Origin of the sequence: Azonexus caeni, from assembly GCF_048146105.1 — a bacterium.
GTDB classification, from domain to species: domain Bacteria; phylum Pseudomonadota; class Gammaproteobacteria; order Burkholderiales; family Rhodocyclaceae; genus Azonexus; species Azonexus aromaticus_B.
On sequence record NZ_JBKJAD010000019.1, the window covers coordinates 14,926 to 40,158 of the forward strand.

General features: G+C 63.6%; 20 protein-coding genes. 5 read left to right on the forward strand and 15 right to left on the reverse strand.

Annotated elements, in window-relative coordinates; genetic code table 11:
• Positions 1–55: 55 nt before the first annotated feature.
• From ACLIIZ_RS15880 to ACLIIZ_RS15890, 3 genes are all read left to right on the forward strand, one after another.
• Positions 56–2,140: a methyl-accepting chemotaxis protein gene (locus tag ACLIIZ_RS15880; RefSeq protein WP_416693746.1), complete on the forward strand. Its 2,085-nt coding sequence runs from the start codon at positions 56–58 to the stop codon at positions 2,138–2,140.
• 62 nt (positions 2,141–2,202) lie between these two features.
• Positions 2,203–3,612 (forward strand): D-alanyl-D-alanine carboxypeptidase/D-alanyl-D-alanine endopeptidase, encoded by a 1,410-nt coding sequence (gene dacB / locus ACLIIZ_RS15885; RefSeq protein WP_416693748.1) that lies wholly within the window; start codon positions 2,203–2,205, stop codon positions 3,610–3,612.
• A complete protein-coding gene (locus ACLIIZ_RS15890; protein WP_416693749.1) occupies positions 3,609–4,304 on the forward strand; it encodes a hypothetical protein in 696 nt (231 codons plus the stop codon). Before dacB ends, ACLIIZ_RS15890 begins: the two co-directional genes overlap by 4 nt.
• 13 nt (positions 4,305–4,317) lie before the next feature.
• Here ACLIIZ_RS15890 and ACLIIZ_RS15895 read toward each other — a convergent pair whose 3' ends face one another.
• From ACLIIZ_RS15895 to istA, 13 genes are all read right to left on the reverse strand, one after another.
• Positions 4,318–4,722 (reverse strand): DUF4870 family protein, encoded by a 405-nt coding sequence (locus tag ACLIIZ_RS15895; protein WP_416693751.1) that lies wholly within the window; start codon positions 4,720–4,722, stop codon positions 4,318–4,320.
• Positions 4,719–5,216 carry a GNAT family N-acetyltransferase gene (locus ACLIIZ_RS15900; protein ID WP_416693753.1) on the reverse strand — a complete coding sequence of 166 codons (498 nt, stop codon included), beginning with the start codon at positions 5,214–5,216 and terminating at the stop codon, positions 4,719–4,721. Before ACLIIZ_RS15900 ends, ACLIIZ_RS15895 begins: the two co-directional genes overlap by 4 nt.
• Entirely contained in the window at positions 5,213–6,688 is a 1,476-nt protein-coding gene (gene ubiD, locus ACLIIZ_RS15905) for a 4-hydroxy-3-polyprenylbenzoate decarboxylase (RefSeq protein ID WP_416693755.1), read from the reverse strand. The genes ACLIIZ_RS15900 and ubiD overlap by 4 nt, the downstream gene beginning before the upstream one ends.
• Positions 6,689–6,710: 22 nt before the next feature.
• Entirely contained in the window at positions 6,711–7,559 is an 849-nt protein-coding gene (locus ACLIIZ_RS15910; protein ID WP_416693757.1) for a flagellar brake protein, read from the reverse strand.
• Positions 7,560–7,567: 8 nt separating this feature from the next.
• Positions 7,568–8,440 (reverse strand): 4-hydroxybenzoate octaprenyltransferase, encoded by an 873-nt coding sequence (gene ubiA / locus ACLIIZ_RS15915; protein WP_416693759.1) that lies wholly within the window; start codon positions 8,438–8,440, stop codon positions 7,568–7,570.
• A 10-nt stretch (positions 8,441–8,450) separates the two neighbouring features.
• Positions 8,451–9,209, reverse strand: a complete 759-nt coding sequence (locus ACLIIZ_RS15920) for a hypothetical protein (protein ID WP_416693761.1) — start codon at positions 9,207–9,209, stop codon at positions 8,451–8,453.
• A gap of 39 nt (positions 9,210–9,248) precedes the next feature.
• Complete coding sequence (locus tag ACLIIZ_RS15925) at positions 9,249–11,129, reverse strand: MFS transporter (protein ID WP_416693763.1); 1,881 nt, start codon at positions 11,127–11,129, stop codon at positions 9,249–9,251.
• Positions 11,126–12,346 (reverse strand): amidohydrolase family protein, encoded by a 1,221-nt coding sequence (locus ACLIIZ_RS15930; RefSeq protein WP_416693764.1) that lies wholly within the window; start codon positions 12,344–12,346, stop codon positions 11,126–11,128. The genes ACLIIZ_RS15925 and ACLIIZ_RS15930 overlap by 4 nt, the downstream gene beginning before the upstream one ends.
• Entirely contained in the window at positions 12,343–13,074 is a 732-nt protein-coding gene (locus ACLIIZ_RS15935; RefSeq protein ID WP_416693766.1) for a hypothetical protein, read from the reverse strand. The genes ACLIIZ_RS15930 and ACLIIZ_RS15935 overlap by 4 nt, the downstream gene beginning before the upstream one ends.
• Positions 13,071–15,212 (reverse strand): bifunctional acyl-ACP--phospholipid O-acyltransferase/long-chain-fatty-acid--ACP ligase, encoded by a 2,142-nt coding sequence (aas, locus tag ACLIIZ_RS15940; RefSeq protein WP_416693768.1) that lies wholly within the window; start codon positions 15,210–15,212, stop codon positions 13,071–13,073. Before aas ends, ACLIIZ_RS15935 begins: the two co-directional genes overlap by 4 nt.
• Positions 15,212–15,523: an ArsR/SmtB family transcription factor gene (locus tag ACLIIZ_RS15945; RefSeq protein WP_416693770.1), complete on the reverse strand. Its 312-nt coding sequence runs from the start codon at positions 15,521–15,523 to the stop codon at positions 15,212–15,214. Before ACLIIZ_RS15945 ends, aas begins: the two co-directional genes overlap by 1 nt.
• A gap of 698 nt (positions 15,524–16,221) precedes the next feature.
• A complete protein-coding gene (gene istB / locus ACLIIZ_RS15950) occupies positions 16,222–16,956 on the reverse strand; it encodes an IS21-like element helper ATPase IstB (RefSeq protein ID WP_416693772.1) in 735 nt (244 codons plus the stop codon).
• Positions 16,957–16,973: 17 nt separating this feature from the next.
• On the reverse strand, positions 16,974–18,512 hold the full coding sequence (istA, locus tag ACLIIZ_RS15955) for an IS21 family transposase (protein WP_416693774.1): 1,539 nt from the start codon (positions 18,510–18,512) through the stop codon (positions 16,974–16,976).
• Positions 18,513–18,853: 341 nt separating this feature from the next.
• Here istA and ACLIIZ_RS15960 point away from each other — a divergent pair, with 341 nt between their 5' ends.
• Complete coding sequence (locus ACLIIZ_RS15960; RefSeq protein WP_416693776.1) at positions 18,854–19,618, forward strand: Hachiman antiphage defense system protein HamA; 765 nt, start codon at positions 18,854–18,856, stop codon at positions 19,616–19,618.
• A complete protein-coding gene (locus ACLIIZ_RS15965; protein WP_416693777.1) occupies positions 19,618–23,136 on the forward strand; it encodes a DEAD/DEAH box helicase in 3,519 nt (1,172 codons plus the stop codon). Before ACLIIZ_RS15960 ends, ACLIIZ_RS15965 begins: the two co-directional genes overlap by 1 nt.
• A 75-nt stretch (positions 23,137–23,211) precedes the next feature.
• On the opposite strand, the gene ACLIIZ_RS15970 is transcribed toward ACLIIZ_RS15965, so the two are convergent.
• Positions 23,212–24,489, reverse strand: a complete 1,278-nt coding sequence (locus ACLIIZ_RS15970) for a three-Cys-motif partner protein TcmP (RefSeq protein ID WP_416693778.1) — start codon at positions 24,487–24,489, stop codon at positions 23,212–23,214.
• Positions 24,486–25,232, reverse strand: coding sequence for a DUF5131 family protein (locus tag ACLIIZ_RS15975; RefSeq protein ID WP_416693780.1), 747 nt, complete (start codon positions 25,230–25,232; stop codon positions 24,486–24,488). Before ACLIIZ_RS15975 ends, ACLIIZ_RS15970 begins: the two co-directional genes overlap by 4 nt.
• Between the last annotated feature and the right edge of the window lies 1 nt (position 25,233).

The following is a 25,233-nucleotide window of genomic DNA, read 5'->3' on the forward strand; positions in this document are numbered from 1 at the left end:
ATGAGGAAATGCGGCGGAGAAGTCCGGCCAGCAACGCTTGCCCCCTGGAGCGAACATGAAAAACAACCAGCCTGTCACGCAGAACGAGGTGCGCCTGGCGAGCGATACCTTCATCGTCTCCCGCACCGACCTCAAAGGCAGTATCACCTTCGTCAACGACACCTTTGTCGAAGTCAGCGGCTTCAGCCGCGAGGAACTGATCGGCCAGAATCACAACATCGTCCGCCACCCGGACATGCCGGAAGCCGCCTTCGCCGACCTGTGGAAGACGGTCAAGGCCGGCTTGCCTTGGCGCGGCCTGGTCAAGAACCGCTGCAAGAACGGCGATCATTACTGGGTCGAAGCCTTCGTCGTGCCGATCAAGAAGGATGGCCAGCCGAGCGGCTACCTGTCGATCCGCTCACCGGCCCCGGCCGACAAACGAGCCGCCGCCGAGGCCGCCTACCGGGCTGCCGGCCAGCAAGGTTCGCTGCCCGCCACCGGCCGCCGGACGTTGAGCCTGCGCGCCCGCATCTGGCTGGCGATGGGGGCACTGATCGTGCTGATGGCGACGATCGGCCTCGTCGGGCTCGCCAACCTGAAAAGCACCGACGAAGAACTGAACGCGATGTACCGCAACAACCTGGTACCTTCGAACCTGGTCAACCGAATGATGTTCCTGCTTTCGGACAACCGCTCGCAGATCATGTTGGCGCTGCAGCACGACCCGGGCAGCCAGTTCGCCAAGCTGCACGACCATCCGCTCGACCTGCACATCGAGGCGACCCTGAAGAACCGCCAGGAGATCAACAGCCTGCTCGAACAACTGCAGGCCATCAAACTCAGCGACAAGGAAACGGCGCTGCTGCAGAAATTCGGCGAAGTGCGCGAACGCTACTCCAAGGAGGGCATCAATCTCGCCCGCGACCATCTCAAGCAGGGCTTGTTCATGGACACCAACATCACCCTGTTGCGCAGCGTGAACCCGCTCTACGCCGAGATGCAACGGGAAGGCAATGCCCTGATCGAGGAAATATCGGGTGCCGCCAACGCTCGTTACGAAGCCGCATTGAGCCACTACTACTGGGTGCGCAACTTCAGCATCGGCCTGCTGCTCGGCGCCATCCTGCTGACGCTGATCGGCGGCTCGCTGCTGGTGCGCGGTGTGGTCGGCCCGATCCGCAAGGCGATCCACCTGTTCGACCGGATCGCCGAAGGCAAGCTGACCGACGAGATCGATATCGACGGTCGCGACGAGCCCGGCCTGCTCTTGTGCAACCTCGGCATCATGCAGAACACGCTGAAGGCGATGCTTGACGAGATCAACAGCGCCTCGCGCGCCATCGACACCCGCTGCCGCCTGCTGGAAAACCAGATGCGCCAGGTGTCGCTGCAATCGGAGCAGCAACAGGCGAGCGTCGAGGGCGTCGCGGCGGCGACTGAGGAGTTCAGCCAGTCGGTCCAGGAAGTGGCGGCCAACGCCCAGGAAACCGCCAGCGCCGCCAGCCAGTCGCAACAGCGGGTCAACGAGAGCAACGCCAACATCAGCCAGAGCATGGCCGCCACGTCGCGGGTGGTCGATGCAGTCGCCGCCTCCAACCGGATCATCGACCAGCTCAACCAGTCGATCGCCAAGATCGGCGACATCACCGGGGTCATTGCCGAAATTGCCAACCAGACCAACCTGCTCGCCCTCAACGCGGCGATCGAAGCCGCCCGCGCTGGCGAACAGGGCCGCGGTTTCGCGGTCGTCGCCGACGAGGTGCGCAAGCTCGCCGAGCGCACGACCAGTTCGACCGCCGACATCAACAAGACGGTCGGCGAGATCCAGTCGGTGACGGCGCAGGCCGTCACCAGCATGGATATCGCATCGCAGGAAGTGGAAACCGGTATCGGCAAGCTGCGCGACAGCGTCGCCGGCCTGGAAGGCATCACCCTGTCGTCGAGCCAGGTCTCGCAGATGGCCGGGCAGATTTCCGACGCCGCCCGCCAGCAGGGGGTGGCCAGCGAGGAGGTGGCGATCAGCATGCAGCAGATCACCGACCTGATCGAGCAGAACACCAGCGCCGCCCGCCAGGCCAGCCAGGCGGCCAGCGAACTGATGCAGACCTCGCAGACCCTGGCCAAACTGATCGGCGATTTCGAATTTCAGCGCCGCTGAATCCTCACCGCCGGCGTAAAATCGGGGGCCCGACGGACCCCGATTTTCTTTCCGGAATAGCGATGCCACGCATCCTGCAAACGCTGTTTGCCCTCACCCTGCTACTGCTTGCCCCCGCCGCCAGCGCCCAGCTACCGCCGGGCGTCGCCCAGGCACTGCAGGCGGCCGGCATCCGCGACAGCGGTGTCGCCGTCGTCGTCCAGCCGCTCGACGCCGCCGCCCCGCTACTCGCCCACAACGCCGACGCGCCGATGAACCCGGCGTCGGTGATGAAGCTGCTCACCACCTACGCCGCGCTCGATCTGCTCGGCCCGGCCCACGTCTGGCAGACCGACGCCCTGGTCGAACGCGAACCCACGGCCGGCGTCCTTGCCGGCAATCTCTACCTGCGCGGCAGCGGCGACCCCAAGCTGAGCAGCGACCAGCTCTGGTTCCTGCTGCGCCAGTTGCGCGTGCGCGGCATCAACCGCATCGCCGGCGACATCGTCCTCGACCGCAGCGCCTTCGCGCCGGTCGATTTTGACCCCGCCGCCTTCGACAACAAGCCGCAACGCGCCTACAACGTCGGCCCTGACGCGCTGCTGCTCGACTTCCAGGCGCTGCGCTTCACCTTGCAACCCGACGTCGCCCGGCCGCGCATCCTGCTCGAATCACCGAGCGCCGACCTGGTCGTCGACAACGGCCTGCGCACCAGCAACGGCCCCTGCCCCGGCGACTGGCGCGACCGCATCCAGCTCAGCGTCAAGCCGGAAAGCAGCGGGCGCCGCCTCGAAGTGCGCGGCAGCTACGCCAACCGCTGCGGCGAACGCAGCCTCAACCTCGCCCCGCTCTCCGCCGACGCCCACGCCGATGGCCTGTTGCGCGCACTGTGGCGGGAACTCGGCGGCCGCCTCGACGGCCGCGTCCGCAATGGCCGCACGCCGGCCGGGGCGATCCCGCTCGCCCGCCAGGAATCGGCGCCGCTCGCCGATCTCGTCCGCGACATCAACAAGTTCAGCAACAACGTGATGGCCCGCCAGGTCTTCCTCAGCCTCGGCAACGACGGCACGCCGGCCAGTGCCGAACAGGCGCGGCGGCGCGTCGCCGCCTGGCTGGGCACGCGCGGCCTCGACTTCCCCGGTCTGGTGCTCGACAATGGCTCCGGCCTGTCGCGCCTGGAACGGATCAGCGCCAGCCAGCTCAACCAGTTGCTGCTCGACGCCTGGCGCAGTCCGCTGATGCCCGAGTTCATCGCCAGCCTGCCGCTGGCCGGCGTCGACGGGACGATGAAGAAGCGCCTCAACGGCAGCCCGGTGGCTGGCCGTGCCCACATCAAGACCGGCACTCTCGACGGCGTGCGCAGCGCCGCCGGCTACGCGCTCGATGCCGCCGGCCGGCGCTACGCGCTGACTTTCCTGATCAACGACGCGCAGGCCCAGGAAGGCGGCGCCGCGATCGACGCCCTGCTCGACTGGGTCGCCGCCCGGCAATGAGCCGCCCCGCGCTGCCGGCGGCCTTCCTCGACGCCGCCGGCCTCAACCGGCACTACGTCTTCGACCTCGCCGCCCTGCCCGACGAACTGCTCGCCCCGCTGGCGCTCGCCCCCGGCGAACGGCAACTGATCCTGCTCGGCCACGCCGGCCGCCACCTCTGGGAATGCGTGCAGGCGGCCGGCATCGGCGGCCCCAACCCGATCGACGACTACACTGTGGCGACGGTCGATCGCTTCTTTGCCGGGCATTGCCCGGCTTGCCGCTACCGAATCGTCTATCCCGGCAGCGCCGCGATCGGCCTGCAGGCGCTCGGCAGGCTGGCCGGCTGGCATCACGCCTCGCCCTTCATGGTCGGCGTCGATGCCGTCTGGGGCAGCTGGCACGCCTACCGCGCCGCCATCGTCACCGACAGCGATTTCCTGCCCGGCGGCAGTACCGGTGGCGCCAATCCCTGCCTCGACTGCGCCACTCTCCCCTGCCTGGCCGCCTGCCCGGCCGGCGCCGCCGGCGAGCCCTTCCAGCTCACCGCCTGCAGCGACGAACGCCTGCGCCCCGGCTCGCCCTGCGCCCGCAGTTGCCTGTCGCGCCTGGCCTGCCCGGTGGGCAGCGCACATCGCTACGACGACGCCCAACTCAGCCACAGCTACGGGCAGTCGCTGGCGATGCTGGCGGATTGGCGGCGGCAGCGCTGAGCGCGCGCCGGAATCAGGCGTTGATCGTCTCGCCGGCGTTGAGCGCCAGCCAGCCGCGGATGACGCGGTAGGCGACCCAGAAACCGAGACCGAGGATCAATACGAAGGCGATCGGGATGCCGATGATGGTGATCACGAACAGGCCGTAGACGCCGAGCCACAGCACGGTGAACCAGAAGGTCCGGATCTGCCAGCGGAAATGGCTCTCCAGCCAGGTGCCGCGGACTTCGCTGCGCATCCAGTAATTGAGGAAGACGCCGAGCAAGGACGGCAGCCCGAAGACGAAACCGCCGACGATGGTCGCCGACGAGGTGACGCCGATCAGTACGGCGATCGCGTGCAGGCCGTAGATCAGGTGGGTGACATTGACCAGCGACGGACGGACACCGCCGGGGCCGGATTCGATCGGTGGGTTCATGGCTTCTCCTCGGCAAGCATCTTCTGCAGGAACAGCGCCTGGCCGGCCGCCGGATCGAGCACGTAGGGCGCGAAACCGGCGAGCTGGTAGGACGCCATCGCCTTGTGATTGTTCGACAGCACTTCCAGCGTCAGCTTGCAGCAGCCGAGCGCGCGCGCCTTGGCCTCGGCCCAGGCCAGCAGCGCCTGGCCGATGCCCTGGCGGCGGCGCTCGCGGCGGACGACGATATCGTGAATGTTGAACAGCGGCTTGGCGGCGAAGGTCGAAAAACCGGCGAAGCAGTTGATCAGGCCGACCGCTTCGTCGCCGGCCAGCGCCAGACCGCCGTGGAAATGCGGCACGCCCTTGAGGCCGTCGACCAGCGTTGCCTTCACTGCCGGCTTGAGGCCGTTGCCGCCGCCCATCGGGTCCTGTGCATAGTGGTCGAGCAGGTCGATGAGTGCCGCCGCGTGGGCGGCGTCGTTGAGGTCGAGATCGATGACGCGCAGGCTCATAGGCCGAGGCTCCCCCAGAGGTTGTCGATGCGTTGCTTGACGTCGGTGTCCATGACAATCGGCCGCCCCCATTCGCGCTGGGTTTCGCCCGGCCACTTGTTGGTCGCGTCGATCCCCATCTTCGAACCGAGGCCGGCGACCGGCGAAGCGAAGTCGAGGTAGTCGATCGGCGTGTTGTCGACCAGGGTCGTGTCGCGCACCGCATCGAAGCGCGTGGTCATCGCCCAGATCACTTCCTTCCAGTCGCGGATGTCGATGTCGTCGTCCACCACGACGATGGTCTTGGTGTACATGAACTGGCGCAGGAAGCTCCAGATGCCGAACATGATGCGCTTGGCGTGGCCGGGGTAGGCCTTCCTGATGCTGACGATGGCCATCCGGTAGGAACAGCCTTCCGGCGGCAGGTAGAAATCGACGATCTCCGGATACTGCTTCTGCAGCAGCGGCACGAACACCTCGTTGAGCGCGACGCCCAGCACCGCCGGTTCGTCGGGCGGCTTGCCGGTGTAGGTGCTGTGGTAGATCGGCTTTTTCCGCATGGTGATGCGGTCGATGGTGAACACCGGGAATTCCGCCTGCTCGTTGTAGTAGCCGGTATGGTCGCCGTAGGGCCCTTCGAGCGCCTTCTCGCCGGGATGGATATGGCCTTCCAGCACGATCTCGGCGGAAGCGGGCACTTGCAGGCCGGAGCCCAGGCATTGCGTCAGCTCGGTCTTGCCACCGCGCAGCAGGCCGGCGAACTGGTATTCGGAAAGGCTGTCCGGCACCGGCGTCACCGCGCCGAGGATGGTCGCCGGATCGCAGCCCAACACCACCGCCAGCGGGAAAGGCTGGCCCGGGTTGGCCTGCTGATGGTCGCGGAAGTCGAGCGCGCCGCCGCGATGCGCCAGCCAGCGCATGATCACCTTGTTCGGCCCGAGCACCTGCTGGCGATAGATGCCGAGGTTCTGCCGGCTCTTGTGCGGTCCCTTGGTGACGACCAGGCCCCAGGTGATCAGCGGCGCGACGTCGCCTGGCCAGCAATGCTGAATCGGCAGGCGCGACAGATCGACGTCCTTGCCCTCCCAGACGACTTCCTGGCAGGGCGCGTTGCTGATCTTCCTGGGCGCCATGTTGAGCACCTGCTTCAGCACCGGCAGTTTGTCCCAGGCGTCCTTCAGGCCTTTCGGCGGTTCCGGTTCCTTCAGGTAGGCGAGCAGCTTGCCGACCTCGCGCAGCGCCTGCACCGACTCCTCGCCCATGCCCAGCGCCACCCGGCGCGGCGTGCCGAACAGGTTAGTGAGCACTGGCATCTCGTGCTTGCGTCCGCCGGTCGTCGCCTGCTCGAAGAGCAGCGCCGGGCCGCTGGCGCGCAGCACGCGGTCGCCGATCTCGGTCATTTCCAGATGGGTGTCGACCGGCACGGCGATGCGCTTCATTTCGCCGGTCTTTTCCAGTTGCGACAGGAAGTCGCGCAAGTCATGGTATTTCAAACCCTGATCCAATCTCGGGGGCTCAGACTTCGCCGAGCAGCATCCCGTAAACATAGGCCGACAGCGCGAAATGGGCGTGGCTGTCGGTTTCGACGAAACTCAGTCCCCACAGCACCGGCATCGCCGGATCGTCGCGGTTGTCGGCGAGCGAGCGGATTTCGCAAAGCACCGAGAGATAGGTTTCCAGCCCCTGGATGGCGAGCTTGAACTTGAGGCGGACCTTCTCGCCGATCGGCGCCAGCCGGTGCTTGGTGCGCAGCGCCGCGCCGGTGGCGCTGAGGTTGCAGATCTTGCCCGAGGCCTGCGGCGCCTCGCGGTCGACGAACTCGATGGCGGCGATCATCTGCACGTCGATGCGCGGGCTCTTGCGCACTTCCTGGACGCGCAGATCGCGCGGGTAAGCCAGGTGCATGTGCGGGAACGGCACCGAGGTCTGCCTGACCAGCGTCGTCGAGAAGGCGAAGGCGCGCTGCCCGGAAAAGAAGCGGCCGACGAAGGACTGGCCGTCGCGCAGCATCATCAGGCCGCCGGCGCTTTCCGGCGGGGTGACGATGATCCCCTTGTTCTTCTGGTAGCCGATCAGGAAGACGACGTAGCGCGGCTGCTCCGGCGAGACTTCGAGCTGGATCGCGTCGCCGACGCGGATGCGCGAGGTGTCGAAGGCGACATCGCGCGACTGCTTCTCGGCGCTCGACAGCAAGCGGTAGACGCCGGGGGAAACCAGGGCGTCGATCGCCTCCAGCGAATCGAAAATCTCGCCCTGACGGCGAATCTGCTCGCGGGCCTCGTTGTAGAGATTCCAGCGCAAAGGCTGGCCGACGACGATGTCGCCCAGCCCGACCCGGGCAAAATTCCCCTCACTCACTGCCATGCCTTACCTCATACCCAGTAACTGGCGACCAGCCCCGCGAAGATCGCGGCCCCCACCCGGTTGTTGTCGAGAAAAGCCCGGAAACAGGGCATGCGCTCCCGACCGCGGATCCAGAAGAAATGCCTGAGCATCATACCTGCGGCCAGCGCCAGCCCCAAGTAATACGGCCAGGCCAGACCGCGCTGCGCGCCGATCGCGGCAAGGATGCCCAGGGTCGCCGCGTAGCAGGCCATGACGGCGGCAACGTCGAAACGACCGAAGGTGATCGCCGAGGTCTTGATGCCGATTTTCAGGTCGTCGTTGCGATCGACCATCGCGTATTCGGTGTCGTAGGCGACCGCCCAGAAGATGTTGGCGAGCAGCATCCACCAGGCTTCCGCCGGCACCGTCGCGAGTTGCGCGGCGTAGCCCATCGGGATGCCGAAACCGAAGGCGATGCCGAGGTAGGCCTGCGGGATGGCGAAGAAGCGCTTGGTGAAGGGATAGCTGGCGGCCAGGAAGAGCGCCGGAAGCGACAGCCAGATCACCAGCGGCCGGTCGAGCGCGACGACCAGCGCCAGACTGGCCAGGCAGAGCGCGGCGAACAACGCCAGCGCCTCGCGCGTGCTGACCCGGCCGGCGGTCAGCGGCCGCTCGCGGGTGCGCTCGACATGCTTGTCGAAATCGCGGTCGGCGTAATCGTTGATGACGCAGCCGGCGGAACGCATCAGCAAGGTGCCGAGGGCGAAGACCCAGACGACGATCCAGTCCGGCCGGCCGTCGGCGGACAGCCACAGCGCCCAGAAGGTCGGCCAGAGCAGCAGCAGGGTGCCGATCGGCTTGTCCAGCCGCATCAGTTTTTCGTAGAGGTCGAGCCGTTCGCGCCAGGCCTGCCAGTTCATGGCCGCCCCCTCAATGCACGACCGGCCGCTGCGCGCGCTGCCAGGCGATCACCGCCTGCCCGGAATGCGCCAGGATGGCCTGGAAACGCTCGGCCGGCAGCGCCTGGCGCAGCGAGGCAAACAGGGTCTGCGTCGCCTCCTGCGCCACCGGGGACGCGGAATTGTCCTGCAGCAGACGGATCTGGATGCTGGCCAGGGCATCGGCCAGCAGGCGCCAGCCGAGTTCCGGCATGCGCTGGTCGAGCGCCAGCATCAGGCCGCCCAGCGGGCGGACGATGTTTGCCGCCTGTTCGCCGGTCTCGCAGGCCGCCATGGCGTGCCACAGGGCGAGGTGGATGGCGCGCCGCAGTTCGATCTTGAAGTCGATCGCCGCCGCTTCCTCGCCGTCGAGTTGCGCGAAAAAGCGCTGGAAACGGGCGTCGGCCTGGGCGTCGAGCGCGCTGCGCAGGGCGCCGACCAGGGCCGTCAGCGCCGGGATCGCCGTCAGCTGGAAGGCCTGGCTGTAGGCCAGGCCCCACTGGTCGAGGCCGCTGATCAGCAGGGCCAGGCGCAGGGCGCGCCCGTCTTCGCTGCCGGCGGCCCGGCACCAGTTGCTGCAGCGGCTGCCGAGATCGGCGAGACGCGCCGTGTCGTCGGCCTCGTCGGCACTCACCGCCTGCCGGAAAACGCCGGCAAAGACATCCTGCGCCATGCGCGCCGCCTGGCGCTGCAGATCGGCATCGGCCAATCCCGCCAGGGAATCGGCGGGAATCGACGAAGAAACGCTCATCTTCAAATCCACGACATGAAAAGCGCCTATTCTAACCGCTCAGCGGCGCTCGCCCCGGAGCGCCAGCACGCTTTCGAACAGTCGCTCCGGCGTCGCCGCCGCGGCGTCCAGCGGCGCCCCGACCTTGAGCCCGATGGCCGAGAACATCCCCCGGCGGAACGGCGTCTGCATCGCCACCCCGTCGATGCGCGAGAAGAAGCTGCCCCACAGCCCGGACAGCGCCATCGGCACCACCGGCACCGGGCTGGCGGCGAGGATGCGGGCAACGCCCGGCCGGAAAGGCTGCAATTCGCCGTCGGCGGTGATGTTGCCTTCAGGGAAGATGCCGACCAGCTGGCCGTCGGCGAGCGCCGCCGCGACCTCGGCGAAAGCCTTCTCCATCAGCGCCGGGTCTTCCTTGGCCGAAGCAATCGGAATCGCCCCGCAATGACGGAAGACGAAACCGAGCAGCGGCGTGCGGAAGATGCGGTGATCCATGACGAAGCGGATCGGCCGCGGCGACGCCCCCATCAGGATCACCGCGTCGGCGAAACTGACATGGTTGGCGACGAGCAGCGCCGGCCCGTCCAGCGGAATGTGCTCGACACCCTCGCGGCGCAGCCGGTACACCGCCTTGACCAGCAGCCAGGCGACGAAGCGGAGCAGGAACTCCGGCACCAGCCCGTAGATGTACACCGCCACCGCCGCGTTGAGCAGCGCCGCGATACCGAACAGCGCCGGGATCGACAGCCCGGCGCCGAGCGCCGCCGCCGCGCCGAGCGCGCCGACGACCATGAACAGCGCGTTGAGGATGTTGTTGGCGGCGATGATCCGGGCGCGGTGCGCCGGCTCGCTGCGCGACTGCACCAGCGCGTAGAGCGGGACGATGAAGAAGCCGCCGAACATCCCCAGCATCAGGAGGTCGAACAGCACGCGCCAGACCGCCGGCAGACTGAGCAAGGCGGTCAGCTCGTGCGCCGTGGTGCCGACCAGGCCAACCGGCGAGGCGAAGTAGAGGTCGATGCCGAACAGCGTCAGGCCGATCGAGCCGAAGGGCACCAGGCCGATCTCGACGTGCTTGCCGGACATCCGCTCGCAGAGCAGCGAGCCGACGCCGATGCCGACGGTGAAGATGGCGAGCAGCAGCGTCACCATGGTCTCGCCGCCGCCCAGCACGTTCTTCGTGTAGGCCGGGAACTGGGCGAGGAACAGCGCGCCGTACAGCCAGAACCAGGAGGCGCCGAGGATGGAGAGGAAGACGCTGCGGTTGCCGCGGGCGAAATTGATGCTGCGCCAGGTCTCGCTCAGCGGGTTCCAGTTGATCCGCAGTTCCGGCGCCGGTGGCGGCGCCTCCGGGATGCCGCGGCTGTAGAGGTAACCGAGCACGGCAACCGCCAGCCCGCCGACGGCGATCCACATCGGCTGGGCGACGCTGCCGGCGAGCAGGCCGCCGGCCAGGGTGCCGATCAGGATCGAGACGAAGGTACCGGCCTCGATCAGCGCGTTGCCGCCGACCAGCTCGTCTTCGTGCAGGTGCTGCGGCAGGATTGCGTACTTGACCGGCCCGAACTGCGTCGATTGCAGGCCGAGCAGGAACAGTGCGGCGAGCAGCCAGGCCAGGCTATGCAGCGCGAAACCGACGGCGGCAATACCCATGATGAGGATTTCCAGCAGCTTGGAAAAGCGCGCCAGCGTCGCCTTGTCGTACTTGTCGGCCAATTGCCCGGCGGTTGCCGAAAAGAGGAAGAAAGGCAGGATGAAGATACCGGCCGCCAGGTTGCCCAGCAGTTCCGGCGCGATGCTCGTCCACTGCGCCGCCTGAAAAGTCAGCAGCACGACCAGCGCATTCTTGTACAGGTTGTCGTTGAAGGCGCCGAGGAATTGGGTGCCGAACAGCGGCCCGAAACGTTTTTCCTTGAGAAGCCCGAATTGTCCGCTCATGACTGCTGACCCGAAAAGATGCGGCGGGTATTGAACACCGCCGGCGAGAAGGAATGTCCCTGCCAGTTGAGCAGGCGCTTGAGGACGAAATCGAAGAGTAGCGGATTGTGCTCGCGCAGCGCGTCGAGATCGCTGACCGCCGCCTTCGGCAGCAGCCCGGCGCGGGCCAGCGTCGCCGCCGAAATCAGCGGCAGGATGCCGGGCAGCGGGTAGTCGGAACCGTGCAGCAGACGCTCGTGCAGATCGCCGCGTTCGAGCAGGGTGCGGATCACCGCCGGCTGGCGATTGCGCAGCGCGATCGCCGAGATGTCGCCGTACAGCAAGTCCTTGGCGCGCGGCTCGGCCATCGCCTTGAGGAAGAGGTCGAAACTGGGGCGCACGCTACCGTCGTCGTCGAGGTCGCTGCCCATCGTCGCGCAGTGGGCAACCACGACCTTGACGCCAATGTCGAGCGCCCGGCGCAGGCGCAGCGGGTTGCCGTAGGCCTGCGTGTCGCTGCCCCGCACCGCCTGCTCCTCGCCGCAATGGATGATCAGCGGCGTGCCGGACTCGGCCAGCACGCGGTAGAAGGCATCGCACTTCGCGTCGGCCGGGTCCATGCCCTGCGCCGCCGGCAGCCATTTGACGGCGCGGGCGCCGCCGGCAATGGCCTGGCGCAGGTCGTCGAGCGCCGTCGCATGGTAGGGATGCAGCGACGCCACCCACTCGAAGCGCGCCGGGAATTCCTGCGCCAGCTTCGCCGCCCAGGCGTTCGGCACGTAGAAGGCCGAATGTTCCGGGTGCGCCTGGCCGGCCGCGTCGTGGAAACGCTCGAAGGCGAAGAGCATGACCTTGAAGCCTTCCGGCATCGCCTCGCACAGGTTGAGCAGGCGCGCCGTGTAGGCGGCATCGACGGCACCCGGCGCATCGTGGGCGCAACCGGCGTTCATGTAGAACAGGCGCTGCGCGTAGTGCAGCGGGTGCAAAGGCGACGATAACTGCGGCCCGACCTCAATGCCGCTGCCGCCGTCGCCCAACCCGGCGAGATGGACGTGGCAGTCCCACAACCCGGCCGGATCGATGCCGGCCCAGGCCTGCTGCAGCCAGGGGCTGTCGAGCAGCCGGACGGGAATCGCGGCGCGACAGGGATTGACCACCACCGGTTTGGCCAGGCTGCCACCAGCGGCGGCCAGAGCACCGCCCCCGGCCAGCCAGCCAAGAAAGTGACGACGTTTCATGAAGTTTCTCCCGCCGCCAGCTTCGCCAGCAGTTCATCGAGTGCCTGCCGCAAGGAACCGCTCGCCTCGCCCTGGCGTTGTTCGAGAATCCGCCTGACCCGTGCGTGCTGGCGGGCATTTGAAGCAAGCGACCACTTCGCCGCGCCGTTCAGCAACAAAGCCTCGACGCTACCCGCCGCACCGCGCTCGGGCAGCGGCCGGGACAGGACATCGACGATCATGAGTACCGGCCGTTCGTCACCGCTGGCCACGAAAACCGCCCACAACAGGTCGAGATCCCCCGGTGTGACAGGCGCCCGCTGCAGCGGTGAAAAAACCTTGAGATCGCGCAGCGCGGCCTCGGCATCGGCCGGCAAATCCTTCAGACAGCGCTCGCTTCCGGGCGCCCCGGCATTCCTGAACGACCACGCGAAAGCTGCCCGGTGCGCCGTCGGCAGGCCCGCCAAACCATCGCACCAACCACCGACCCGGTCCGGATTCTGGCGGGCCAACTCCGACACGAAGATCATCACCGGGTAGCGTGCCGACGTCTTTTCCAGACTGCCGCTGGCCGAGATTTCGCGCATCCAGCCGGCCAACGCCTCCGGCTCGGGATGCTCGTAGTAATGCGCCATCCATGTACCGAGCCGTTGCAGCTTATCCGGCTCCACCGCCGGTAATGTGCCGACGGCGAGCGACAGCAGAACACCCAGCGCGCAGGCCCGTCCTCGCCAAAGCTGTTTCATCATGCCGCCTCCGCCATCTGTTTCAGCGTCACGTAATCGATCTTGCCGGTGCCGAGCAGCGGCAGCGCCTCGACCACCAGGATCTTCCTCGGCACCGCCAGTTCCGGCAGGCCAAGTTCGCGCGCCTTGCTGGCCAGCATGTCGCGGCTCAGCGCCGGGTCGGTGGTGAACAGCACCAGCGCCTCGCCCTTGCTCTCGTCGGGCTGGCTCGACACCGCGTGCGGCTTGTCCGGCGCAGTGGCGACGGCGAGTTTCTCGACCACTTCCAGGCTGACCATCTCGCCGGCGATCTTGGCGAAGCGCTTGACCCGGCCGACGATCCTCACGAAGCCCTCGTCGTCGATGTCGACCACGTCGCCGGTTTCGTACCAGCCGTCGCCGGCTTCCGAAGTCGGCGCTTGCAGCACGCCGGGCTGTTCGGCCTTGAGGTAGCCGGCCATGACGTTGGGGCCACGCACGTGCAGGATGCCGCCGTTGGCGATGCCCGGCACCGGCACCAGCTTGTGCTCGATGCCCGGCAGCAGGTTGCCGACGGTACCGGTCCGGTAGGCCATCGGCGTGTTGACCGCCAGCACCGGTGCCGTCTCGGTGGCGCCGTAACCTTCGAAGATGCGCACGCCGAACTTCTCGAACCACTGGCTGCGCACCGCTTCGGAGAGCTTTTCGGCGCCGGCGACGACGTAGCGCAGGCGGTAGAAATCATAGGGATGGGCGAACTTGGCGTAGTTGCCGAGGAAGGTCGAGGTACCGAAGAGCACGGTACAGCTACGGTCGTAGGCGACTTCCGGGATCACCCGGTAATGCAGCGGCGACGGGTAGAGGAAGAGGTTGGCGCCGGTCAGCACCGGCAGCAGCGCGCCGGCAGTGAGCCCGAAGCTGTGAAAGATGGGCAGCGCGTTAAGCACCTTGTCGTCGACCGAGAAGTCGATCACCGCGCGTATCTGCGCGATGTTGGCGAGAATCGCCCGGTGCGGCAGCACGACGCCCTTCGGCTTGCCTTCGGAGCCCGAGGTGAACAACACCACCGCCGCGTCCTCCGGCGAGGCATGCAGTTCGAAGGCGTGCGGGAAACGGATCGCCCACAGCATCAGCCACAGCTTGTCGCCGAGGCCGATGCGTTCGCGGATGTCCTCAAGATAGAGCAATTCGACGCCCCGCAGCCCGGCCAGCTTGTCGCCGAGCTTGGCCTGCTCGACGAAGGCGCGCGAAGTGACCACCGTCTTCACCTCGGCGGCGGTGCAGGCGGCCTGCATGGCGTCGGTGCCGGCGGTGTAGTTGAGCATCGCCGGCACGCGCTTCCGGGCGGTGAGGCCGAAGATCAGGCCGATGGTCGGCACCAGGTTGGGCAGCAGCAGGCCGACCTTCTCGCCCGGCCGCGACACGCGCTCGATCTGCCGGCCGAGGATCAGCGCCATCTTCAACAGGTCGTTGTACGAATACTCGATCTGCTTCACATCCTCCAGCAGGCGCCGGCCGCGCCCATACACCCGAGCCGCGTCGCACAGCGCGCCGTACAGCGTCTGGTTCGGGCGCGAAGCGAAGATCATCTCCTGCATCAGCTTGCGCATCTGCTCGCCGGACTTGCGCCGGCGCTGCTTGGCGGTGGGCGCCTCGGGCATCGGGAAATGCGCTTCCGGCAGCACGGTCAGGCGAATCTTCGGAAACATCACCTTCGGGTAACTGCCTGACAGGCGCGAGAAGTAAGAGCGCGACGCGCCATCGACGCGCACCGGGATCACCGTCGCGCCGGTCTTGGCGGCGACGAAGGCGGGGCCGTCGTAGACCTTCATCAGCGAACCGGTGCGGGTGATCCGCCCTTCCGGGAAAATGACCACCGGCCGCCCGGATTCGATCAACCGGATCACTTTCTTCATCGCCATCGGGCTGGTCGGATCGACCGTCAGGTAATCGACCTGCGACAGCAGCAAACGGAACCAGAAATTGTTGGCGACGCCGGTATGCACCACGAAAACCGGATCGAGCGGCAGGTAGAGGCCAAGCAGCAAGCCATCGAGGAAGGACTCGTGGTTGGCGACGATCAACAGCTTGCGCTGCGAGAAATCGGACTGCCGGAAGCGCACATCGACGCGGAACAGCAGGCCGACCAGCAGCCGCAGGAAAGGACGCAACAAGGCACGCATCAGGTGGACTCCCGAAGGTAATCAAGGACATTGGTGAACGTGGTTTCCAGCAATGGGCGGTCGATCCAGAACCACACCTCCTTGCCGATCTTCTCCGAAGCCAGCACCCCGGCCTCATGCAGGACCTTCAGGTGATGCGATACGGTCGACCGCGCCAGCGTCGACACCTCGGCAATCTGCCCGACATTGAGCCGCTCACCCGGCTCGAACAACAGCAGGATGCGCTGCCGATGCTCGTCGCCCAAGGCAACGAAAATCCTGGACATGACGGCCCACTGAGGGGGAATGGTTTGGCTGTAGTCGGTTTTCATATCGATGAGTTTAGTTATATCGACATGATGGAGTCAAGGGGAATTTCGGGGAGTTCTCGTCCGCAGCTTAAGTTGAGACTTTCGCAGCTTAGATTGAGATAGCAAACGGTTGTGCCACAATGATCTCCAGGATTTTTGTTACATAGCTTGGCGAAAAACCTTGAAGTCAGGAGATTTGAGTTTTTCGATCACGTTCCAGAAACACTTGTCGCCAGTACAATCTGAGCGCATTTAAGAACAGCACTTCACCTGTTGGGCGGCGGAGCAACTGCAGCTCACTGAGTGCTGCGGCCGTTAAGGGCAAATGTTGAATGCGAACTGCTCGGCCAAAGCGGTACGTCGACGTCGCGAGGATCTGATCGCAAATGTCCGCTAACGTGAGCCGATGCGCTTATCAGCTCCCGACCAAGAGCTGGCGTTCGCAAAGGGCGGCTTTCTGCCTACCTACATGCTGATAGGTGCGTATTCCGACCAAGCTGGACAGTGATTCCACGGGAAGCTGGACACGCATTCCAGAGCAAGCTGGACAGTCGGCGCGTAGCGACGCGGGGTGTTGGGGTTTTACACGGGTGATGTCATTGGGGTCAAGTTGTCGGGCTTGGGCGTAGAGTTATCCACGGCCGGCCGACAGGCGGCGCTCCTTCTATAGCCTGCTGTCTGGCGGCCGGCGGTGGGTAACTCGGTGAGTGCGGATGGGTTCATACGGGTTTGCCTTTCTTGCGCAGGGATTCGCCATCGAGGTTGAGGTAGTGCGCCTGATGGACCAGGCGGTCGAGGATGGCATCGGCCAGGGTCGGGTCGCCGATGGCGGTATGCCAGTGCGGCACGGGCAGCTGGCTGGTGATGATGGTCGAGCGGCAGCCATGGCGGTCATCGACGATTTCCAGCAGGTCGCGGCGACTCTCATCGGTGAGCGGTGCCAATCCCCAATCATCAATGACCAGCACCTCGGTTCTCGCCATCTGGGCCAGGGTCTTGGCATAACTGCCATCGTGTCGGCCAAGCGCCAGTGCCGGCAGCAAACGTGGAAGGCGGACATAGAGGACGCTATGTCCGTGTCGACAGGCCTGGTTGGCCAGCGCACAGGCGAGGAAGGTCTTGCCGACGCCGGTCGGGCCGCACACGAGCACATTCTGGTGCGCCTTGACCCAGTCACTGGCCATCAAGCGGGTGAACAGCGTCCGGTCGAGACCGCGTGGATGACGGAAGTCGACATCCTCCGGGGCGGCGGATTGCTTGAGTTTGGCCCGTTTGAGGCGAGCAGCGTTCTGTCTGGATTCGCGCTCAGCAGCTTCGCTGTCGAGCAGCAGGCCCAGGCGTTCTTCGAAACCGAGCTGGCCGATGTCTGCCTGCTGAGCTTGTGCCGCCAGCGCGCGGGCCATGCCGGTCAGACGCAACTGCTGCAAGCGGTCGAGAGTGGGATGGTGAAGCAAGGTGATGTCCTTTCAGGTCAGTGGTAGTACGCCGGGCCGCGCACATTAGCGTGGTCCAGAGGAAGTGAGGTTTGCGCCGGTGCAGCCATGCGGTGTTTGTCGAGCCCATGCTTGAGGATGGATTTCAGGCTACCGTAGCTCGGCGCGCTGATGGCGATGGCCCGCTCGCAGGCGGCCTCCAGGCGCGAGTCGCCATAGGTCTTGGCGAGTCCAAGGATGCCCAGGCAACTGCGATAGCCTTGCTGCGGATGACGCCGCTGATGCAGGACATGTTCGATGACGGCTTTGGTGTGGCCGCCAATGCGGCCTGCCCAATCGAGCAGGCGTGGGGCATTCCAGCCATTCACCGCCTGATGCGCCGGCGTCATGTGCGCATCGAGGGTCGTGTGCCGGCCGCGCGTGCTGCTGCGCGCATGGCTGGCAATCCGCTGACCACGCTGAAACACCTCGATGGTGGTTACCGTCATTCGGACATCGACCTTCTGTCGGGCAAAGCGGAACGGCACCGAGTAGTAATGCCCGGCCACTTCGATGTGATAGTCGATGCCGACGGTGGCGACCTTCCATTCGGCAAACTCGTAGCGCGAACCAGGCAAGGCACGCAGGGCCGGCCGGTCGAGTTCGGCGAACGTACTGGCCCGACTGCCGGGCAGCTTCTTGAACGGTCGCTGGTTGAGGTCGGCCAGCAAGCCGGCAATCTGCCGGTTCAACTCATCGAGGCTGAAGAACCGCTGGTGGCGCAGCCTGGCCAGAATCCAGCGTTCGACCAGCAGCACACCCGCTTCGACCTTGGCCTTGTCTTTCGGGTGCCGTGGCCGCGCCGGAATGACCGCGGTCCCGTAATGCTCGGCCAGGTCACGGTAGGTCGGGTTGAGCTGTGGGTCGTAGGAACAGGCCTTGTTGACGCCACTCTTGAGATTATCGGGAACGAGCACGGCCGGCACGCCGCCGAAGAACTCGAAGGCCCGGACGTGGCTGCCAATCCAGTCCGGCAATCCCTGGCTCCAGGTCGCTTCGCAGTAGGTGTAGTTCGAGGCGCCGAGCACGGCGACGAACAAGGCAGCCTGACGGAGCTCGCCGGTCAGCGGGTCGGTAATGGCGACGGTCGGCCCGGCATAATCAACAAACAACTTCTCGCCCGGCGTATGGGTCTGCCGCATCGACACCGACAGTCGGCCAGACCAGGCCCGGTAGTGGTCGCAGAAGCTGCTGTACTGGTAGCCATCCGGATGCTCGGCCTTGTACTCCTGCCAGAGCAAATCGAGCGTCACACCTTTGCGGCGCAACTCACGATGAATACCCGCCCAGTCGGGCTCGGGCCGTTTGTTCGAGGACGGTGCGGATGGCGGATACAAGGCGGCCTCGACCGCCATCTCGGTCATGCCGTTCGGCAACGGATAGCCGATGCCGGCCAGCTTTGCTCGCCGCAGAATCTCGCCTACCGTCGTCGGTGACGCGACAACGGCGCGGGCAATCTCACGATGGCTGCGCCTGCCCTCGTGGTGCAGACGCAATACTTCCAGAATCTTGCGCATGGGTAACCTGCTAAATGCCATGTGGGCCTCGGCAAAATCGCCGAGGGTGCCACGGTTACCCCGCGTCCTACGCTAACGCTTCAAACTGTCCAGCTTGCCTTGGAATCGGTGTCCAGCTTCCCCTGGAATCACTGTCCAGGTTGCGCTGGAATCCGTGTCCAGCTTGACCTGGAATTCGCACTGATAGGTATTGCATCTGAACTGCAACGCTTAATCCGGATATCATGTAGCCAGTTATTGTTGTTCCCCTGAGCACCCCGTGCGCAGTGGCGTGAGGCCCGCCGTCACTGGCCATCCGCGCTGAGATAGCGATTGTTAGTCACGCCGGTGCAAGGGCATTCGATGGTTGGAGGATCTATCGCATGACGCGGTTCGCCGAATGGTGCGCGGAGGTCGTCGTTGGGTGCAGTGCGCCGCATAGCCACACGATGCTGACCGCAGATGCATCTAAATTCGATGCAGCAGTCGCCATCGTGGCAGATGTGGTGCCCGGGCATTTTTTGCCACCGAGCCGGCTGGCGGATATGTTCGCTCGCCTGCAGCGGCATGAAGTTGCTGAGTTGATTCAGAGCCGGCTACCGGAAAGCGCGCAGCTCAAGTCAGGCGATCTCGGCGAGGTGTTGTGCACCACTTTCGTCCGCGAGAAAACACCATTCACGCTGGGCATCAAACGTCTTCAGTTCAAAGACCACCGAAACATGTCGATGCGGGGCGACGACATGTTGGGCTTTAACTTGAACCTCGTGACCGGCAAGCTAACTGTACTCAAGGCAGAGTCCAAGAGCGGTGCAACCATGTCTGCCGCCACCGTCTCGAAGGCTCGAGAGGCGCTGTCTGGCTATGGCGAGTTGCCGTCACCTCATTCAATGGGATTTGTTGCCGACCGGCTGCTTGACCCTGCTGACAAGGCCCTGCGTGACGCAATCGACGATGCACAATTGAAGAAGTCGTTAAAGCCGAAGGACGTTACGCACATGTTGTTCGTCTTTACCGGCAACGACACCACCACGCTGTTGCAAACCAGCTTGAGCGGCTACACCGGGGCTGCGACACAGCACTATGTCGGGCTGCGGGTTCCTGAACATCAGAAGTTCATCAAAGCCGTTTTCGCGGCCGTGGGAGCCTGATGGCAACCACACTAGAGGAGCTTCGCTCAAACATCAGTCAAGCGGTTGAGGCGGGTTACCGTCAAAAGCTGCTTGCAAAGGGGCAGGCGCGCGGGATGATTTGGCGCGCGGGCGAGCTGCCAATCGATGCGCCGAATTTCAGTCCGCTCCTGTCGGAGGACCTGCTTTCGTTCGGCTACTCGCTGCTGCTCCATGGCTTGCGCTATCTTGATTTGGGCGGCGACTTCACGACTGCGCGGCAAGCGTTCGAGGTAGCGGCAGAGTCCATCGAAGCAGTCGTTGCCCGAGGGGCGCAGGATGAGATGCGGGACTTCCACCGCCTGGTCGCAGGCAGCGCCTACCACCTGGGACGATTCTCCGCGCGCGCCTACTCACTTCTAAGATCGGATTTCGAGCAAGCCAACCTGTCCATCGTTGAGCGATGCCTCGCACAGCTGTTGCTGCGGGACCTTGCCGGGGTGAACCGTGCAGTCGCTGGCTGGTTCGAATCCGGCGTTGGCTCGGATGACAACGTCATTGCCGCTTTGGGGCCGCTTTTCGAAGTCGACGGTCAAGGAGCCCCCCTTGAGGACAGCGAAGGTGTGGCTGAGGCCATCTTGCTTGGCTTAGAGGGCAATTTCATGTCGGCGATGTCCCAGACGCTGCTCGCTTTGGAGCGGGGCGAACAGTATCTCATTGGCGAAGGACAGGCGCGTCTCAGGCAGGGCCTGTCCGTTGCAGGTGACATGAACTTCGTCGGCCAGTGGTGGGTGCATCGCTTGGCGCTGTACATCGTCGACGACCTCTGGTCCAGCAGCTTTCACGCGATCCTGCCCGTGTCCGGTCCCAATGGTACAGCAATCGGCGATTGGGCATCGTTGCGCAAGCTGTTCATCACCTCGCTTCTATGCAGAGGTCGGTCGGAGATTGAGCTATGGCCGTCCCAAATTGAAGCTGCTAAGCGTGTGCTGGAGTACGACGCCAACCTTGTACTGTCATTGCCCACAAGTGCGGGAAAGACGCGCATCGCAGAGCTGTGCATCCTCGCGTGTCTGGCAACTGGCAAGCGAGTCGTTTTCGTCACGCCCTTGCGTGCCCTGTCTGCACAAACAGAGGTCTCGCTGCGCCGCACGTTTAGTGTGCTCGGCAAAAGCGTTTCAAGCCTCTATGGCAGCATCGGTGCCAGCAGTAGCGATGTCGACACGCTCAAGTCGCGCGACATCGTGGTGTCGACGCCCGAAAAGCTCGATTTCGCCCTTCGGAGCGACCCGACGCTCTTGGACGACGTGGGTTTGGTGGTCCTTGACGAAGGCCACATGATCGGGCTCGGCGAGCGGGAGGTACGCTACGAAGCACAGATTCAGCGGCTGCTTCGAAGGCCTGACGCAGCTTCCCGGCGCATCGTCTGCCTTTCCGCCATCCTGCCCGATGGTGACCAACTCGCTGACTTCACTGCTTGGCTCACCGCCGACCGACCCGATGGACTCATCAAGAACGCTTGGCGTCCAACCCGGCTTCGATTTGGTGAGGTCAACTGGAATCCCGAGTCCAAGGTCGCGCAGCTGAACGTGGTGGTTGGGGACGAGCATCCTTTCATTCCCCAGTTTGTCGTCGGCAAGAGGACATCCAATCGCGCAAACGCGGCGATAGTGCCCGGATCGCAGACCGACCTGTGCATATTCACTGCGTGGCGTCTAATTGAAGATGGTCAGTCGGTGCTGGTCTTCTGTCCGATCCGTGTGTCGGTCATGCCATTCGCTAAACGTATCATCAAGCTCTGCACTGCGGGGCTGCTCCCGCCGATCATTACGCCTCCGGCCTCCGCTATCGCGTCCGCTTTGGCCGTCGGGGCTGAGTGGTTCGGCCCGGATCACGACATTTTGAAGTGCCTTCGCATGGGCGTGGCAGTCCACCATGGCGAGTTGCCCACCCAGTTCCGCAAGGAAGTGGAGCACTTGCTCAGAGAAGGCATTTTGAAGCTCACGGTGTCATCACCGACCCTCGCGCAGGGACTCAACCTGGCGGCCACCAGCCTCATCTTTCACGGGCATTCCAGACAAGGTGAGGCAATCGATGAGTCCGAGTTCCGAAATGTCGTCGGTCGGGCTGGCCGTGCATATGTCGACATCGAAGGGTTGGTGCTCTACCCAATGTTCGACAAACACGAGAAGCGGCGAGACGCCTGGAAGCGTCTGATCCGCGGAGACAAACAGCGTGAGATGGAGAGCGGCATCTTTCGACTGCTTTACTGGCTACTGGATCGCATGGCCAAGAAGCTTGGGACAAGGAATGTCGATGCCTTGCTCGCGTATGTGGCAGGTCAGGGTGCATGGAGCTTTGCAGCGGTGCCCGGGGAGCGAACGAGGTTGGCGGAGGCCGCGGCTGAAGACTGGCCCCGACACCTTACGAGCTTGGACACCGCCATCTTCAGCCTGCTTGGGGATGCGCAAATTGCTGATGAAGAGCTCGAATCAAAGATCGATGAGGTGCTGACGTCATCGCTGCTGATGCGCCGACTCGCGCGAAAGAGTGAAGGTGTTCAAAGGGCGCTTCTCACCGGTTTGAAGGCCCGTGCCAAGCTGATCTGGACCAGTTCTACGGCGGCGCAACGGCGCGGCTATTTTCTCGCCGGAGTTGGCCTTGAGACAGGGCGGAAACTAGATGAAAAGGCCGACGAGCTTGAGTCTTTGCTGCTCAAGGCGTCGATCTCAGTAGACGGCGGACAGACCGACGAAGCTGTGCAGGCGATTATTACCTTCGCCGAGATTGCCTTTGAGATTGCCCCGTTTAAGCCGAAATCGTTGCCCCTCGATTGGCGAAAAATCTTGGAAAAGTGGCTGAAGGGGGCGCCGGTTACCGAGCTCGGGGACGACGATGCTGACGAAGCGATGTCCCTCATCGAGCATGCATTTGTCTACAACTTGCCGTGGGCAATGGAAGCCGTGCGGGTCCGCGCACAGGCTCACGCACCTGTTTTGGATCCGCTCGACTTAGACATCGATCAGCTGCCGAACTTGGGCAGCGGCAGCGCCGTTGCTGCGGTCGAAACGGGAACGTTGTCAGTCTCGGCTGCAGTGCTGATCAAGGCCGGCTTCGCGTCGAGGCTTGGCGCCATCAACGCGGTAGTCACGACAAATGCAGATTTCGACGACGCTAGGGGGCTGCGTGCTTGGCTTGCGTCAGACACCGTACTGGCTTTGAGCGTCATGCCCACTTGGCCGACTGAAAACTCGCACGAGTTGTGGAAGGAGTTCACTGCTCCGCACGGAGCGGGTAACGTAGCACCGTGGACTACCACGGGATACACGGGACCGGTTCAGTGGAACGGTGGCGTGCCGATGCCACCTGGTATGCCCCTGCGCATCGTCGGTTCTGGACCGAAAGCAGGCGTCATCTACAGCAGCGATTACCGAGAATTGGGCAGGGTTCGTTACCCCTTCAGCCAGACGGCCATCGGTCTCACGGTGGCAACGTCGAATGGTGCGGCAGACCGAATCTCGTTCGAGTACACCGGACCGAATGACCTGATTCAGTCATGATTTGCCTGCGCTGGACCTGATGCTGGCGGTCGCATCCATCAATGAGTCGCGAGTATCTTGAAACTGAAAGAATCGTTACTTGATGAGGATGATTTGCCGGTTGGCTTCGACGATGTCGTCATTGTTGTAATGCATGGATGGACGTCTGATGCGGCCGTCTTTCGTGGAGACGACAATATTCTTGGAGCGATGCAGTTGCCCCATGGATGTCAGGAGATGGCTCTCCGCGCCCATCGAGTTTCCGACGCATTCTCGCAACAGGTCTCCGACCAGTACAGGACCATTCCCGGAAAAAATTCTGTCACCAAAATACTCTCGAACCCCATCGACACAGAGTTCCTCCGACGACTCGCCAAACACCAGCGTCGACTGCCCGGTGTAGTCTGAATCCTGATTAGCATCGTAGCCCAACACGAAAACACCCGGCTCCAGTTCATGACCGAATTCTGTCGCGTGTTCCCAATGCAGGGTTTTCATGACGTCATGAGCGCGATAGCGGTTAGAAAGATGGATGAGCCAGTAATCCCAAGTATTGACCCCATGAGGTTTCACGAAAAATAGCGTCATGAATTTGGCACCGCTTTCGGCGCGAATGCCGTTCGCGATATGGCGCTGGATAACTCTTCGCCACGACTGCCTTTCGGACGACTTTATATGACCAATACGTTCCCACGGGATGTACTGGTCAAGACCGATTCTGGCCAATGGCTTTCGATTGGCTGCGCGGTCCGACAAATAGGTGATCAAAGAGCCGATGTTGAAAGTCAAAATGACTTCGGCTCCTTCGAGGAGGTTCAGAACATTGGCAATCTGAGGCAATGGAATGTCATCGTAGTCGTACTGATCCAGGACGAATATCGCGTGCTCTCCCATCCGCCTGGATTTGATTTTCTGCAGCATGCGAGGTAACTCGGCGAGGAAGTCGCCGGTCGTAATTTCATGGCGCTGACGATCTGCTATATCCAGACAACCCTCTTCGAATTTACCGTTCAGCCAATAGCGCAGGTATTCAGTCGTGTCTGGCAGGAGATCGTTGAAGTGGTAGTCGACGCTGACTTCTCTGGGTATCCGACGGCCAAGATTTAATTCGGCTCTGGCTTGCCGAACCGCCTGCATCAAACGGATAGGGGAGCCGTCAGCTAAACCACCCGATTCCTTGGCGTAGTTGCCCCCACCGCAAAACCCGTCGATCAGCGATAACTGCAGTAGCGGAATGGTCGCCCGCGACATCATCGTCAGAATGTAGCGTCTGACGTATTCCTCGATGATGGCGTGCTTAGTTTCGCTATGTTTGTCGATCGGAGGTGGAGGCTCCCCAATCCGCCAGTAATATTTTTTATTGGATGACTTCAAGGTTGTTGGTGTAGTCCTGGCATCTGATCCCAAGTCCGGCCGTTCAATTCCCTGCCGTTGTATCTCTTCGCTCGTTTTTTGCCATCTGCGCCCCACCCCCCCCATTGCTTGAAGAAAAAAGCGACATTAGCCTCTTCGCATTGTATCCGAATGTCCTCAACCCATTCCTTTTGCATGGGGCGTGCTTTTGCCCCCGATTCTCCACCAACGATCACCCAGTGAATGTCGGTCAGATCTAGATCGCCCAAGTCTTCCAGAAGGGGCTCAACCGATAGGAAGCGGATCTTGGCGGAGACTTGCCGAAGCAAGGCAATGCGCGGAACGCCGTATTCTCGATCCTCTACCGAGACGCCCAGCCAGGCGTTGTCTGGAACTGGCCGGTTAATGAAATACTGCGCCATCCTGTCGGCACGCTTGGTCAGAATTTGATACGTATGCTGGGGTGTCTTGGCAATACTCTCGAAGATTTGATCGATGTATTCAAAGGGCACATCCTCATGAAATACGTCCGACATCGAGTTTACGAAGTACACCGTTTTCTTCTTGCGTTGCAGAGGCTCCTGGAGGCGTGATGGTAGCAACGTCAGTTTGAAGCCGTTTTCGTAGCCGTGTGTACCCATGGCCTGTAAACGCTGCGCCATGAGCTCGGCGTAGCAATGCTTGCAGCCGGGGGAGATCTTGGTGCAGCCAACCGTTGGGTTCCAGGTTTGTTCAGTCCATTCAATTTTGCTGGTTGTTGTCATG